Source organism: Rhodococcus opacus (assembly GCF_012396235.1).
GTDB lineage: Bacteria > Actinomycetota > Actinomycetes > Mycobacteriales > Mycobacteriaceae > Rhodococcus_F > Rhodococcus_F opacus.
The window spans coordinates 77,396-91,403 of record NZ_JAAXPA010000020.1 but is presented as its reverse complement, the minus strand read 5'-3'; the positions used below and the strand labels follow the sequence as shown (position 1 = coordinate 91,403).

Below are 14,008 nucleotides of genomic sequence, written 5' to 3'. Positions count from 1 at the left end.
CACCACTCATGACCGCACAGATTCCCGGCTCCGAAGTCTTCTCGAGCCGACCGATCGACCCCGACGCCCTCTCGCGATCACTTCCCCCGGCACTGGAAGTCCATACCGTCACCCAAGAGCAGATCGACGACCTCGACCCGTTGACCTACGAGGTCATCCGGCACCGGCTGTGGTCGGTCACCGACGAGATGGGTGAGGCACTCAAGCGGATGTCCGGTTCCCCCATCGTCACCGACGCCAACGACTTCGACTTCGCCATCAGTGACGAAATCGGCCAGGAAGTGCAGGTCGGCCTGTACAACACCATGCTCGTCGGTGCCGTCGACCTCGCCATCTACTGGACCCTCCAGCACCGCTCGACCAACCCGGGTATCACCGAGGGCGACATGTTCCTGTGCAACGACCCCTGGGTCGGCGGTGGACTGCACCAGAGCGACGTGATGGTCTACCAGCCAATCTTCCACGAGGGCAAGCTGTTCGGGTGGACCAGCGCCATCTGTCACGAACCCGACCTGGGCGGATCCGGGCTCGGCTCGTTCGACCCCTCCGCCCAGGACGTGTTCTCCGAGTCCCTGCCCACCCCACCGATCAAGGTCGTCCGCGACTACGAACTCCAGCGTGACGTCGCCGACGCCTGGGTGCGGCGCTCGCGAGTGCCGATGCTCGTCGGACTCGATCTGCGCGCGAAGATCGGCGCCAACACCGTGGGCCGCAACCGACTGCTCGCGGTGATCGAGCAGTACGGTGCCGACACCGTCAAGGCCGTGATGAAGCGGATGATGGCCGACGCCGAAGGGCGCCTGCGCGGCAAGCTCGCATCACTGCCGGACGGCACCTGGAAGGCCACCGGCTACCAGGACCAGTCGCAAGTCGGCGACCGCGGAATCCACAAGATCACCGTGGCCATGACCAAGACCGCCGATCACCTCACCTTCGACTTCACCGGCACCGACCCGCAGACCGGCGTCATCAACTGCACGTACGCCGGCATGCGAGGCGGTGTGATGCTCGCGATCCTGCCGATCCTCGCCGGCGACATCCCCTGGTCCGCAGGCGGATTGATGCGCTGCTTCGATCTGGTCGCCGAGGAGGGCACCATCAACAACGCGACGTTCCCGGCGGCGGTGAGCCGTGGCCCGATCGGACCGGCGTGGCTCACTGGCACCCTGATCGCCGAATGCCTGTCGCAGATGCTCGACCGGTCGGTCGATCTCGGCAAGAGCGTGCAGGCCGCGTGCTGCGGCACGTGGGATACCGCGGTGATCGCCGGACTCGACGAGCGACCCGAACAGTCGGTGCCGTTCCTCAACATCATGATGGAGCCGATGGCCGGCGGCTACGGGGCACGCCCCACCGCCGATGGCATGGACACCGGTGGCCTCTTCTGCATCCCGATGGGCCGCATCCCGGACACCGAGATGACCGAATTCCTCTACCCTCTGCTCACCCTGTGGCGCCGCGAGGAACCCGACTCCGGCGGACCCGGACGCCAGCGCGGCGGTGTCAGTGCCTCCATCGCCATCACCCCATACGGCACCAGCCTGCCGATGGGCCTGGTGCTGGCGTCGGCGGGCAAGGCCGTCGCCCAGAACAACGGTCTCGCGGGCGGATACCCGGGCAACACCGGCGTCGAGGTCCTCGCCCGCGGCACCGACATCGTCGAACAGTTCGCAGCCGGCCGTATCCCCGACGCGCTGGACGATCTCGGCGGTGGCCGCGAGTTGGGCGCCTGCTACGCGGAGAGCTACGTGGCACCCGGTGAGGTTCTGTACATGCACTGGCAGGGCGGCGGCGGCTACGGCGATCCGCTGCTGCGCGACCCGGCCGCCGTGGCAGCCGACTTCCGCGAAGGCAAGGTCACCGAACACGGTGCCGAGACCGTCTACGGCGTCATCCTCTCCGACGGAGACGCCGATGATATCCGGACTTCGGATCGGCGGGACGAGATGCGCTCTGAGCGCCGAGACCGCTCCGGGACCACTCGGTCCGATGCGCCCGTGCTCGACCTGGCCGGAGCTCGCAGGCTCGACGACAACCTGGCGGAGGTCACGGTCGGAGACACCCGCGCGATCGCCTGCGCCCAGTGTGGACGTCTCCTCGGCGACGACAAGAACAACACCACGCTCGATCTCGCCCGGTTCGAGGGCCCGTCGTCGACCGCCGGCCCACAGGTGACCTCCGACCCCGCCGAGTATGTCGACACCCCGGTGGTTTTCCGGCAGCTGTGCTGCCCCGGCTGCTGGACCGCCATCTACTCGGGCATCGTGCCGGCTGATCACCCCGACCACGCCCTCGACCTGGCGCGGCTTCTGCCCGCGGTGGCGGAGCGGTGATGTGCCGGACAATTGCGATCAGTACCAGAAGAGGAGGACAAAGGTGACATTCTCGGACTGGGGTGGGCGCCTCGTTCCGTTCCCCGAGGATCGCGCCCGCCGCTACCGCGACAGCGGTGAGTGGAGCACCGATCCCACCGGGCGGCGGCTACACCAGGTCGCCACCCGGTTCCCGGACCGACCGGCCGTGATCACCGCCGAAGGTCAGATGAGCTTCGCAGAACTCGATCGTCGCACGGACCAGATCGCGGCCGGGCTGATCCGGCTCGGCCTCCAGCGACTCGATCCCGTCATCTTCCAGCTCACCAACCGTCTGGAGACAGTCCTCGCGTGGTACGGCTGCATCAAGGCCGGGCTGGTCCCGGTGGCGACGCTGGCCGCGCACCGCATGCACGAGATCGGACACATCAGTCGCAAGGTCGGCGCCGTCGCGCACCTCGTCGAGGCGAATCTGCCCACCTTCGATCTCGTCGAGTTCGCCCGCGAACACGCCGACGGCCATCCCACCATGCGGCACATCATCACCGTCGGCGATGCGGAGATCAGCGACCGGGACGACGTGACTCGCCTCGAAGATCTCGGTCTCGAGATCGATCCCCACACAGCGCACGGCATCGTCGAGCAGGTCGCAACACACACCGACGCCTGCGACGTGGTTGCGTTCCAGCTCTCCGGTGGCACCACCGGAGTTCCCAAGGTCATCCCACGCATCCACGCCGAATACTGGAACAACGCGCTGCTGTATGCACAGCGACTCGGATGGGACGAGAACAGCCGGGTCGCACATCTGATCCCGATCATCCACAACGCCGGCATCTCGTGCGGGCTCCACGCCGCGCACTCGGTCGGCGCCTGCCTGGTCCTGGCCACCGCTGATGCTCCGACCGCCTTCCAGCTCATGGCGCGGACGAAAGCAACCGAGGTCCTCATCGGGCACGGCCACTACCAGGCCGTGCTGAGTCCGGACTTCGACCAGGCTGGAGCCTGGCTCGAACGCGTCATCCTCTCCGGCGCCAAGGTTCCGCACGAGCTGTTCGAGCGCGTCGACGACGGAACCGGACGCTGGGCCGGGCAGTTGTTCGGCATGGCCGAGGGCTTGTTCACGGTGACCCCACTCGACGCCCCCGCAGAAGCCCGACTGACAACAGTGGGTACGGCTATCTCGTCCGACGACGAGATACGCATCCTCGAACCCGGCACCGAGAACGAACTCGGCGACGGGGCGGTCGGAGAACTGTGCTGCCGAGGCCCCTACACGCTCCCCGGTTATTTCGACGCCCCGGACCACAACCGGGACGCCTTCACCTCCGACGGTTTCTACCGCACCGGGGACCTCGGCGCGATCACGGTGATCGACGGTGCACGTTATCTGTCGATCGAGGGTCGGATCAAGGATCTCATCAACCGGGGTGGTGAGAAGATCAACGCCGAAGAAGTCGAACTGCTTCTGCTCGAGCATCCCGATATCGCACACGCGGCGGTGGTCGCCATGCCCGACCCCAGGCTGGGAGAGAAGACCTGCGCATATCTGGTGTCGATTGACGGAGAAGCTTTGCCGCTACACGACATTCAGGAGCACTTGGCGCAGCTCGGGGTCGCCAAATTCAAGTGGCCCGAACGGCTCGAGTGGGTGACGACCTTGCCACACACGAACGTGAACAAGATCGACAAGAAGCGACTGCGCGCCGAGATCGCAGCGAAGGTGGCCGACGAGGCCGACTCACGTCGCGTGGGTGCATAGATCGGTAGTTCCACCGCACCTCAACACCTTCGGGGCATGCCTGACCGGGCATGCCCCGAAGTCCGTGAACGCGGCGGCCGATTCCCTGTCCCCTCACGGAGACAACCAAGTTGACCTTTCGACGTATACGTAGAATAATTGACATGTACGTCACAGAGAGTGGAGTTCGTCATGAATCTCGAGCGAGTAGCAGTACTGGGCGGTGGACCGGGCGGCCTCTATGCCGCAAGGCTGATCAAACGCAGCCATCCGAATGCCGAGGTGACCGTCTACGAACAGAGCCCCCCGGATCAGACATTCGGTTTCGGCGTCGGCCTGGCGTCTCGCACCCAGCGGAACCTGCGGGAAGCCGACCCGGCATCGCTCGAAGCCATTGTGGCGGCCGCGCACGCCCACGAAATGTCGATGCAGGTCGGCGATCAGATCGCCCGGCTGGCACACGGTGATCTCCTCGCTATCGCACGCACCACCTTGCTCGCCGTCCTCCAGCAACAAGCCCAGAACGCCGGGGTGCATATACATTTCGGCGAACGGCGTGAAGCACCAGAGCTCGATGCGGACCTGATCATCGCCGCCGACGGCATCAACAGCGCAACCCGCACGCAGATGTCCGACACCTTCGGGCCCCGCATTGACACCGGCGCCGGCCTCTACCTGTGGTGTGGAACCGACTTCGCGCTCCCCAGCGCCATCTTCGTTCCGGTCACCACCGAGCACGGCACCTTCGTCGCGCACGCCTACCCGTACGCCGCGGACCGCAGCACCTTCCTCATCGAAACCGACGAGGAAACATGGCGGCGGGCAGGATTCGATGTCTCCACCGACCGGACCGCCCCCACCGACAGCGACGGGTTCGCCCTCGAGTACCTGCAGGACGCGTTCGCCGACACCCTCCAACACCACCGGCTGATCGGAAACCGCACCCGGTGGACGCGCTTTCGCACCATTTCGTGCGAGCACTGGCACAGCGGCAACGTCGTACTCCTCGGCGACGCCGCCCACACCGCGCACTACTCCATCGGCTCAGGCACCAAGCTCGCCATGGAAGACGCCATCGCACTCGACCATGCCCTCACCGCCTCCCCGAACATCGACGACGCGCTCGCGGACTACGAACAGGCTCGCCGCCCCGCCGTCGAATACCTCCAGCGCATCGCGCACCGCAGCGAACTCTGGTGGGAGTCCTTCCCCCAGAGGATGGCACTTCCGGTCGAACAGCTGCTCATCGCCTACATGACCCGCGCCGGAAAGGTCAGCCTCAACCGATTCCACGACACCGCGCCCACGCTCGTGCGGAAGGGCCTGGCGAGCTACGCGGACGTGCCTGCCGACGCGATCCCCGACACGGACATCACGGACTGGACAATCGGGCAACCCCTCGACCACGGTGACTGCCGATTCGAGCATCGGATCGCACCGGCGGACCTGCGCGATGCCACCACCACCACAGTGCTCGACATCGACTTCGACTCCGCGTGGGGCCCGGAGGCCACCGCACTCGTCGAGACTGCACCAACCGCGCGAACTCTCTGGCTCACCGGCCCATCCACCCGCTCATCGCTGCTCAGCAGGCTCGATTTCGCCGAACGTCTCGGTCACCACACGGACGCAGTCGTCGTCGTCGAGGCCCCCACTTCCTGCCGCGCAGATGTCGCAGCAGGTTTGGCCAGCGTACGGATGCACCTCGCGTTCTTCCGTGATCCGGCGACGTCGGACGCTGATCCGGCGCTTTCCGGGTTGCGGGTCTCGACATGAGTACGCGACCGGTGACCGGCGCCGGTTATCCTTCGGACATGACAAGCGAGGAGGCCGCGAACGAGCGCCGACCCCGAGGCCGGGGCAAATCCCGTTCCACCGATCAGGCTGCGACCGAAAGCGCGGGCATCCGCAGCAACCCTCGCCGTGAGCTGGTGGAAAAGCAGATCATCGAGCAAGCCACTCGACTGTTTGCCGAACGAGGATTCGCGAGCACCACACTGCAGGACATCGCCGACGCAACCGGCCTGACACGGCCGGCGCTCTATCACTACGTGGCCAACAAGGACGAGCTCCTCTCCCGCCTGGTCAGCGAGAGCACTGAGACACCGGCCGCATTGCTGCATACCATCAACGAGCGCACCGATCTGGGTCCGACGGAAAAGCTCCGCGAGATGGCCACCGCCATCGCACTGCATCAGGCGCAGGCCCCAGATCGATTCCAGTTGATCGTCCGTTCGGAAGCCGAACTACCCGAAGACATCTCGCGCAACTACGAGCAGAGCCGTCGACACGTGCTGAAGGAATTCATCCAGGTCGTCGAAGACGGTATCCGCACCGGCGAGATGCGACCGGTCGACCCGCGAACCGCGGCCTTGGCCGTCATCGGCATGCTCAACTGGATCGCCTGGTGGCATCAGCCGGGAAACGCAGTCGACGACCGAGTCATCGCCACGCAACTTGCGGACATGGCAGTACGCTCGCTGGTCCACCAGGACCCGCAGTCGGCGACCCCGGAAGGTCCGGCGCGAGCGATCGCCATGCTCCGCCAGGACCTGAACTACCTCGAACGACTGCTCGACGAATCACGCCCCGACTGACCACGCTCGACAGCAACGTGCCCCGATCTGATGGAGGTCACCCGCGGCGCAGCGCCAGCACAGGGATCGTCCGGATGCCCGCGGTCTTCTCCGCGTACTCCGCAAAGCCGGGATACCGGCGCGCCTGCTCGGCGAAGATCCTATCCCGTTCGTCACCGGTCACCTCGACGACAGTCACCGGGAACTGCTCGGTGCCCCGTTCGACCTCTGCCTTGCCTGCGGTGACGAGGTTGTAGTACCAGTCGGGATTGGTCGGGGCACCGGCCTTGGAAGCGAAGACGTAGATAGTGTCCGGACCTTGCTCATCGGGTAGATACATCATCGGGCTCACGCGATCGCGCCCAGTCTTACGGCCCCGGTGGTGAACCAGCACCACCGGGGCGCCCTCGAATGGGCCACCCACTCGGCCCTGGTGTGCCCGGAATTCGGCAATGATGTTCGCGTTCCAGTCGTCGGGAGTGCTCATCCTGGGAATTGTCCTAGCCCGGCGCGGGAACAGGCGGCATTTCCGGTCGACGTTGTCGACTCGTGTCGCACTCGTTCCTTTGCTGACCGCGATGGCGACCAGTGCGGCACCGACAGAATCAGTCCTGCTTGGGCACCCAGTGATCGGTGACGAGCTCGTAACTCTGTTTGAGCTCCCCGTACGCCGCTCGCTGGGCCTCCTCGCCCTCGCCGTACCGCCGAACGGCCATCTCATGGGCCGTCGCGAAGGCCGCCTGCACCTCCTTCGACGATCGCCGCAGTGTCTGTGGCAGCTCGGTTCGGTTCACCGCTCCACTCCTTCTCGGTCATGGCCGTGATGTACCCCTCGATTGTCCGCCCGGGACCCCCGCGGCGGTACCGGGTTGACCGGGTTTTCCGATGTCGGCAGCCGGGCGCAGGCACGACCTACGCACGGAACCCCGCACCGGCGATCACAGGCATTCAGGTGGGTCTCCGCAGTGACCTGCCAAGGGTGTAGACCGGCGAACACCTGGCACCGGGCACCGGTATGGGTAACAATGACCTCGGAAAACACACAGCAACGCCAAATTCATTCTCGCCGAAGGGAAGTCCACACCGGAGGAGACTCGATGCCCGTTTCGCCACACACTTTGTTACAGCACGTCCAGGATCGCACCACCGACCTACGCCGATGGTTGGATACCGGCGACAACACCACCGCCCTGACGGCGTATCTGCGCGACGAACCCGTCGACCACCGATGGCTCACCACCTACAAGCGACTCACGCACGACCTGCTGAGGGCGGTCGACCACGCTCGCTCGCCCAGGGCGCCGCACGAGACGCCAACCCCGGACCGTCGATGAACAACGACCAGCGCCGGGCGCTCGAACACGTACGCGACACCTGCGCCATGCTGGACAGCTTTCTGACCACCCACCCGAGCGACCGACCACCCGAACGGGTCCGATCGGCCACCTTCGAGCAGCTCACCGACGACCTCCTCGACGCCGTTACCGCAGCACAGAACGCCGGCGTACCGGAACAACGCATCTTCGACAGTATGTGACAACCATCGTCGCCGGTCGGCTGCTTTCTCCGCCGGGGCCCCGCCACTCAGCGGTTCGCGGAACCGTCTTCGCGGCGACCCGACACGGACGGCGGCATTCCGAACTCGCGGCTGAAGGCGAAGGAGAAAGCTGCCGGAGATGCGTAACCGAGGGTCGAGGCGACCCGAGTCACCGCCTGCGAGCGCAGCATCGGGATGGCGGCCAGCAACCGGGCCCGTAGGCGCCAAGCCGCCGGACTGATCCCCACCTCGCCTAGGAATCGCCGGGTGAAGGCGCGTTCGCTCATCGCCACTCGGCCTGCCCACTCGGCATTCGTCACGCCGACCTCCGGCTTGCCGAGATAGGAACGGCACAACGCGACCAGGTCGGCCGACGTGGGCAGCGTCAGGTGCAGGGGCAGCGACCTGAGAGTTGCCAGCTCGAACAGCAGCAGTGCCGCGATGGCACCCTCCCGACCGTCGCGGTCGTACTCGGCGGGTAGATCGGCGGCGACGAGCAGCAATTCGCGGAGCAGCGATGACACTTCGACCACGACGCACACCGTGGGCCACCACGGCACCGCAGCTGGTTCGATGTAGAGACTGCTTGTACTCACGCCGAGCATCCGCACCCGATGCCCTGTGGCGGGAGGAATCATGACACCCTGCGCGGTGGGGACCGTCCAGGTGCCGTTGTCTGTCTCGACAACCATTGTTCCTGTAGCTCCGTACAGGAATTGCGCACGACGGTGTTCGTGCCAGTCCAGCACGACGCCGGCCGGATAGTCGGTCGCGATCGGGAGCACGTCCCGCTCGATACGGTCGACGTCGCCGAGCGGGACATTTCTCACGACACCCAACCTACCGGCTGATTCTCGAAAGAAATCGACTGATATTCGATTGTCGCCGCTACACCGATACGGTGAACTGGACCGAGTGGATATGTTCGTTCTCGTTCTCATCGGCCTCGTGACCGGGTTGACCACCGTCCTGTTCGGTTTCGGCGGCGGGTTCGTGACCGTCCCGGTCGTCCTGTGGGCAGAAGCAGGGCTCGGCGACTCGGCCGCCCGGGTCGCAGTCGCAACATCCGCAGCGGTGATGGTGGTGAATGCCGCCGTCGCCACGTCCGCAACCTCCGGCGCGGTGCTGCGTCACTTGCGTGACTCTCGTCGCCTGCTTGCACTTCTCGGTCTCGGAGGCGTGGTAGGTGCGTTGCTTGCCCGGCTCGTACCCGGCGCAATCATCCAGTGGGGATTCGTCACCTATCTCGTCGGGACGATCGTTGATGTCCTGGTACGACCGGGCTTCTTCCGACCGACGGCGCAGCACAACACCGACTCTCGGCGACGGTTCGCCATACCGACCTCGCTCGGGTTACCGATCGGCGCGAGCGCAGCATTTCTCGGCGTCGGCGGCAGTGTCATGACGGTGCCTCTCCTGCGCCGCTCCGGACTGGGGATGGGTGTCGCCACCGCACTCGCAAACCCACTGACCCTCGCCATCAGCCTGCCGGCGGCCCTGATCTTTCTCATCGGCCACGGTCCCGGATCGCCTGCCGGGGCCGCCCTGGTCGGCTCCGTCGACCTGGCCGCGGCCCTGGCGCTCCTCCTCGGCACACTCCCGGTGATCGTCACGCTCAGGCGGCGCCCACCCCGTCTGCCCGACCGTGTGCACGCAATCAGTTACATACTGCTCCTCGTCGCGGTCACCATGACCACTGCGCTTGCTACGCTTCGGTAACCGCAAGAACGTCGTACCATTCAGCATGTTCAAGGCCACGCGCATAGTCATGGCGGTACCCGCTTGCGTGACTGGGACTCGCGTCTCGGTATAGGGGACCGACAGCGTTGGCCCCACCGCCGCCGAAACGGCCGTCCCGCTCGACCCCGCCGGATAGGATTCTGCGCCGAGGAGGGATCCATGATGGTCCGGGAAGCGCGCAGCACCCATCGCGAGGTTTCGCCACTCGAAGGACCGCCGAGGCCCAAGGGGCGGACCCTGCGTACATCCCGTACGTTCCGGAGCAGCCGGACGAAAACACCCCGCGCGACCTGGTCGAGGCGCACGACTACTACCTCACGCCGCGGGCGCAGCACCCGAACGCGAAGAACAAGCAGCTGTTCGCCAAGAGTATCTCGCGGATCTTCACGTTCGACGCGTTCCATCTGGTCGAGGACCTGTTCACCGCACCGCTGCTGATCGTCGCGGGCAGCGAAGCCGGTTCACTGTGGATGTCCACCGAACTGCACGGCCGGGTCCGCAGCCCAAAGAAGCTGGTGGTCGTCGAGGGGGGCGCCCACATGGACTTCTACGACGTGCCGAAGTACGTCGACCACGCCGTGGCGGAAGCTACCCCGTTTTTCCGGGAGAACCTGGGGGCTCACTGCGAAGGGAACTGACCAGCCCGATGCGGTCCTCCCGGGCCTCTGGAATCCCCAGTGGCCCGGGAGGTCTCGGCATCGCCACTCCAGCTTCCGAGTTGCCTCAATGATTCCTCTACCACGTCGCGGCCCGTCCCACCCGTGACTTCTCGATGACCGAGAACCCGGCATCGAGTCGAATCAATTTTATACATTATGTGCTATGTTGCGAACATGACCGCGTCAGCCGATATCACCACCGCCCCGACGGACGAGGCCACCGTCCTGGAGCATCTTCTGGCCACCCGATGGAGTTGCCGCGCCTACCAGGACCGTCCGGTTCCCGAAGAAACGATCGATCGCCTACTCACCATCGCGCAACGATCGGCATCGTGGTGCAATACGCAGCCATGGCAGGTCATCGTGACCAGCGGGGAGGCCACGGAACGCTTCCGCGAGGCAATGACGAACAGCGCACGAAACAACCAGCCCAAGTTCGACTTCGATGCCCCAGCCGAGTACCGCGGCGTCTACCGTGAGCGGCGACGCGCCAGCGGTTGGCAGCTGTATCAGGCCGTCGGCGTGGAGCGCGGCGACCGCGAAGCGTCCGCCCGCCAGGCATTCGAGAACTTTCGCTTCTTCGGCGCGCCGCACGTCGCGATCATCACCACAGACGCGGTGCACGGGGCATACGGGGCTGTCGACACCGGCCTGTACGTGGGCACGTTCCTACTCGCGGCACGGAGCCTCGGGCTCGGAGCAATTCCCCAGGCCGCGCTCGCCAGCCATTCCCCCCTCATCCGCGAGCACTTCGACATCCCGGCGGATCGAAAGATCCTGGTCGGCATCTCGTTCGGCTTCGCCGACACCGACCACCCGGCCAACAACTACCGCACTGCGCGGGCACCGCTGAACGAAGTCGTGACGCGGGTCCGCGAATAAGCATCGCGGCAACAACGGAGGCGATGTCGCGCTGACCCTCCGCTTCGAATGATAGATTCTCCGCATGCGGAGTGAACGCTCCGCTTTGTTGGGAGTATTCATGAAAACCGCTTCGCTGCGGACGCACTATCAGCTGACATTTGCCGTTCTCACTATTGGTGTCGGTGCCTTTGCCCTGCTGCAGTCACTGTTGATGCCGGTGTTGCCCACCCTCGAGTCTGCGCTGGGCACGACACAGGCCGACGTCACGTGGGTGCTAACTGCCTACCTGCTGTCGGCATCGATCTTCACCCCGGTCATGGGACGCCTCGGTGACATGCACGGCAAGAAGCGACTGTTCGTCGTTGCACTCGTCGCCCTGGCGGCGGGGTCGCTGCTCGCAGCCCTCGCCACGTCGCTGCCGGTGATGATCGCCGCGCGGGTGATCCAGGGAATCGGCGGCGGTGTGCTGCCCTTGGCGTTCGGGATCATCCGCGACGAGTTCCCGCAGGAGAAGGTGGTGGGAGCGGTTGGCGTCATCGCCGCGCTCACCGCTGTCGGCGCAGGTCTCGGCATCGTCCTTGCCGGTCCTATCGTGACCGTGCTGAGTTACCACTGGCTCTTCTGGATTCCGCTGACCATGGTCGTGCTGGCGGGGTTGGCCGCGCAGATCCTGGTCCCCGAGTCTCCCGTTCGAACTGCCGGGAGGATCAACTGGCTCACCGCACTGTTGCTGTCCGGGTGGCTGGTCGCGTTGTTGCTCGGTGTCAGTCAGGCACCGACCTGGGGCTGGGGCTCTCCGATCGTCATCGGACTGCTGGTGACCGCCGCGGCCATCTTGGTGACGTGGGTAGTGGTTGAATCGCGATCCGCCAACCCGCTGATCGACATGAAGATGATGCGAATCCGCAGCGTCTGGGCCGCCAACCTGTTGGCGCTGCTGATGGGGGTCGGCATGTACGCCGCGTTCGGCTTCCTGCCGCAATTTCTGCAGACGCCCGCGTCGGCCGGATACGGCTTTGGTTCGTCGGTCACCGAGTCGGGTCTGATGCTGCTGCCCGTGAGCGTGGGAATGTTCCTGCTCGGACTCGCCTCAGGCCGCCTGGCAGCTCGACTGGGTTCGAAAAACCTGCTGATCGCAGGGTCGATCGTGAGTGCGATCGGTTACTTCGTGGTGGCTCTTCTGCATGACACCGAGATGGACATCTACCTCGCCACGTCATTGGTCGGGATCGGTTTCGGCCTGGCCTTCTCGGCGATGTCGAACGTTGTCGTCGCCGCGGTGCCACCCGAACAAACCGGTGTCGCGAGCGGTATGAACGCCAACATCCGCACGATCGGGGGCTCGCTGGGCGCTGCGTGCATGGCCAGCGTCGTCACCGCCGGGGCGTCCTCCGCGGGGGTTCCGCAGGAATCCGGCTACACCAACGGCTTCGTCATGCTGGGCGTGGCAGTTGGCCTCGGCGCCGTTGCGGCCCTGTTCATCCCGGCAGTGAAGCGGGACAAGACCACGAACCTCGAAGGGTCGCCCGAGCTGCGACACCCGGAACTCGCGATGGTTGCGGGAGGCACGCTGGTGGGCGAATCCGAATGACGTCCGATGTGAGCGTTCAGGGAAGCGAAAAGTCGCTGCGCCGCGACGCCGCGGAGAATCGGCAACGACTACTCGATGCGGCAGCGACCGTGTTCAGTGCGCGCGGCCTGGATGTGGGCGTCGACGAGATCGCCCGGGTCGCCGGCGTCGGCATCGGCACCCTCTACCGCCGGTTCCCTACCAAGGATGCGCTGATCAGTGAACTGGTTCGCCAGGTGCTCGAAGACTTCCTCGCCCTGGCCCGTGATGCCGCGTCCGCGCCGGAGGGCGAGGGGCTGGAGCAGGTGCTCTACGGCAGCGGAGCCATCCTGGCGTCGAACCGCGGATGCCTGTCTCGCATGTGGAACGACGATCAGACCACTGTTCTGAGGAATGAATATCGACGCATCCTGTTCGAGTTGCTGACGCAAGCCAAGCAGCACGGCCGCATCCGCGAGGACGCCACCGACGCCGACCTGGACCTGATCTTCTGGTCCCTCCGCGGCGTCGTCGGGACGACACGCGGCGTCACCGACACCGGGTGGCGCAGAATCCTCGCGGTCATGATCGCGGGATTGCGGCCCGGCGCGGAAAGACTCGATGCGGCACCGATGAACGCACAGGACGTCGCACACATCATGGAAAATCTGTGGCCTCGATAAGGTGCGGCGGGTGGCGAGGGAACACTACCCCGTCAGGTGTTCGTCGTCGGTGACGTGCTCGAGCCAGGTCGTGGTGGTGGCCGGGTCGTCGGCGTTGTCGAGCATGGCGAGGTGTTCATGAACGAGTCGGTGCTTGCTCCGTGCCAATGTTGTTCGTTCGGTGGGCAGTAGAGGGTTTGACCGGCGTGTGCTTCGACCTTCTGTCCGCCGTGGGACTGTACCCAGGCAGTTCCTTCGGTGATGTGCAGGGTCTGACCCTGGGCGTGCGAATGCCACGCGGTGCGGACGGCGGGCGCAAAACGCACTTTCGCCACTACCATTCGCTGACCGGGGTCGCTCTCCGTACT

At 65.5% G+C, this 14,008-nt stretch carries 15 protein-coding genes and 1 pseudogene; 11 read left to right on the top strand and 5 right to left on the bottom strand.

Annotated elements, in window-relative coordinates; translation table 11 throughout:
* Positions 1 to 8 precede the first annotated feature (8 nt).
* The 4 genes from HGB39_RS24775 to HGB39_RS24760 all read left to right on the top strand — a co-directional run bounded on the left by HGB39_RS24775 (position 9) and on the right by HGB39_RS24760 (position 6,650).
* Positions 9 to 2,333: a hydantoinase B/oxoprolinase family protein gene (locus HGB39_RS24775; protein ID WP_005569016.1), complete on the top strand. Its 2,325-nt coding sequence runs from the start codon at positions 9 to 11 to the stop codon at positions 2,331 to 2,333.
* Positions 2,334 to 2,376: 43 nt separating this feature from the next.
* On the top strand, positions 2,377 to 4,074 hold the full coding sequence (locus tag HGB39_RS24770) for a (2,3-dihydroxybenzoyl)adenylate synthase (protein ID WP_005569017.1): 1,698 nt from the start codon (positions 2,377 to 2,379) through the stop codon (positions 4,072 to 4,074).
* A 171-nt stretch (positions 4,075 to 4,245) separates the two neighbouring features.
* Positions 4,246 to 5,829, top strand: coding sequence for an FAD-dependent monooxygenase (locus HGB39_RS24765; RefSeq protein ID WP_043790931.1), 1,584 nt, complete (start codon positions 4,246 to 4,248; stop codon positions 5,827 to 5,829).
* A complete protein-coding gene (locus tag HGB39_RS24760; protein ID WP_043790933.1) occupies positions 5,826 to 6,650 on the top strand; it encodes a TetR/AcrR family transcriptional regulator in 825 nt (274 codons plus the stop codon). The genes HGB39_RS24765 and HGB39_RS24760 overlap by 4 nt, the downstream gene beginning before the upstream one ends.
* 37 nt (positions 6,651 to 6,687) lie before the next feature.
* Here the strand turns inward: HGB39_RS24760 and HGB39_RS24755 are convergent, their stop codons facing one another.
* Positions 6,688 to 7,116, bottom strand: coding sequence for a nitroreductase family deazaflavin-dependent oxidoreductase (locus HGB39_RS24755; protein WP_005569020.1), 429 nt, complete (start codon positions 7,114 to 7,116; stop codon positions 6,688 to 6,690).
* Positions 7,117 to 7,234: 118 nt separating this feature from the next.
* Entirely contained in the window at positions 7,235 to 7,423 is a 189-nt protein-coding gene (locus HGB39_RS24750) for a ChaB family protein (protein ID WP_005261915.1), read from the bottom strand.
* Positions 7,424 to 7,726: 303 nt separating this feature from the next.
* Here HGB39_RS24750 and HGB39_RS24745 point away from each other — a divergent pair, with 303 nt between their 5' ends.
* Both HGB39_RS24745 and HGB39_RS24740 read left to right on the top strand, forming a co-directional pair.
* Positions 7,727 to 7,963 (top strand): hypothetical protein, encoded by a 237-nt coding sequence (locus HGB39_RS24745; RefSeq protein ID WP_005261916.1) that lies wholly within the window; start codon positions 7,727 to 7,729, stop codon positions 7,961 to 7,963.
* The gene (locus tag HGB39_RS24740) at positions 7,960 to 8,166 is read left to right on the top strand and encodes a hypothetical protein (protein ID WP_005261917.1); all 207 of its coding nucleotides are present in this window, start codon (positions 7,960 to 7,962) and stop codon (positions 8,164 to 8,166) included. Before HGB39_RS24745 ends, HGB39_RS24740 begins: the two co-directional genes overlap by 4 nt.
* 47 nt (positions 8,167 to 8,213) lie before the next feature.
* Here the strand turns inward: HGB39_RS24740 and HGB39_RS24735 are convergent, their stop codons facing one another.
* Positions 8,214 to 8,996 carry an AraC family transcriptional regulator gene (locus tag HGB39_RS24735; protein WP_043790935.1) on the bottom strand — a complete coding sequence of 261 codons (783 nt, stop codon included), beginning with the start codon at positions 8,994 to 8,996 and terminating at the stop codon, positions 8,214 to 8,216.
* A gap of 91 nt (positions 8,997 to 9,087) precedes the next feature.
* On the opposite strand from HGB39_RS24735, the gene HGB39_RS24730 reads away from it, so the two are divergent.
* The 5 genes from HGB39_RS24730 to HGB39_RS24710 all read left to right on the top strand — a co-directional run bounded on the left by HGB39_RS24730 (position 9,088) and on the right by HGB39_RS24710 (position 13,661).
* Positions 9,088 to 9,885, top strand: coding sequence for a sulfite exporter TauE/SafE family protein (locus HGB39_RS24730; protein WP_005569027.1), 798 nt, complete (start codon positions 9,088 to 9,090; stop codon positions 9,883 to 9,885).
* Positions 9,886 to 9,992: 107 nt separating this feature from the next.
* On the top strand, positions 9,993 to 10,544 hold the full coding sequence (locus tag HGB39_RS24725) for an alpha/beta hydrolase family protein (RefSeq protein WP_005569030.1): 552 nt from the start codon (positions 9,993 to 9,995) through the stop codon (positions 10,542 to 10,544).
* A 195-nt stretch (positions 10,545 to 10,739) separates the two neighbouring features.
* Positions 10,740 to 11,447, top strand: coding sequence for a nitroreductase (locus HGB39_RS24720; protein WP_043790936.1), 708 nt, complete (start codon positions 10,740 to 10,742; stop codon positions 11,445 to 11,447).
* Between the two features lie 100 nt (positions 11,448 to 11,547).
* Entirely contained in the window at positions 11,548 to 13,020 is a 1,473-nt protein-coding gene (locus HGB39_RS24715) for an MFS transporter (RefSeq protein WP_005569033.1), read from the top strand.
* Positions 13,017 to 13,661 carry a TetR/AcrR family transcriptional regulator gene (locus HGB39_RS24710; protein ID WP_005569035.1) on the top strand — a complete coding sequence of 215 codons (645 nt, stop codon included), beginning with the start codon at positions 13,017 to 13,019 and terminating at the stop codon, positions 13,659 to 13,661. The genes HGB39_RS24715 and HGB39_RS24710 overlap by 4 nt, the downstream gene beginning before the upstream one ends.
* A 24-nt stretch (positions 13,662 to 13,685) precedes the next feature.
* On the opposite strand, the gene HGB39_RS39640 is transcribed toward HGB39_RS24710, so the two are convergent.
* On the bottom strand, positions 13,686 to 13,808 hold the full coding sequence (locus HGB39_RS39640; RefSeq protein WP_005569037.1) for a hypothetical protein: 123 nt from the start codon (positions 13,806 to 13,808) through the stop codon (positions 13,686 to 13,688).
* Positions 13,809 to 13,846: 38 nt separating this feature from the next.
* Positions 13,847 to 13,981: pseudogene (locus HGB39_RS38975) on the bottom strand (cupin domain-containing protein); the annotation flags it as partial.
* Positions 13,982 to 14,008: the final 27 nt, after the last annotated feature.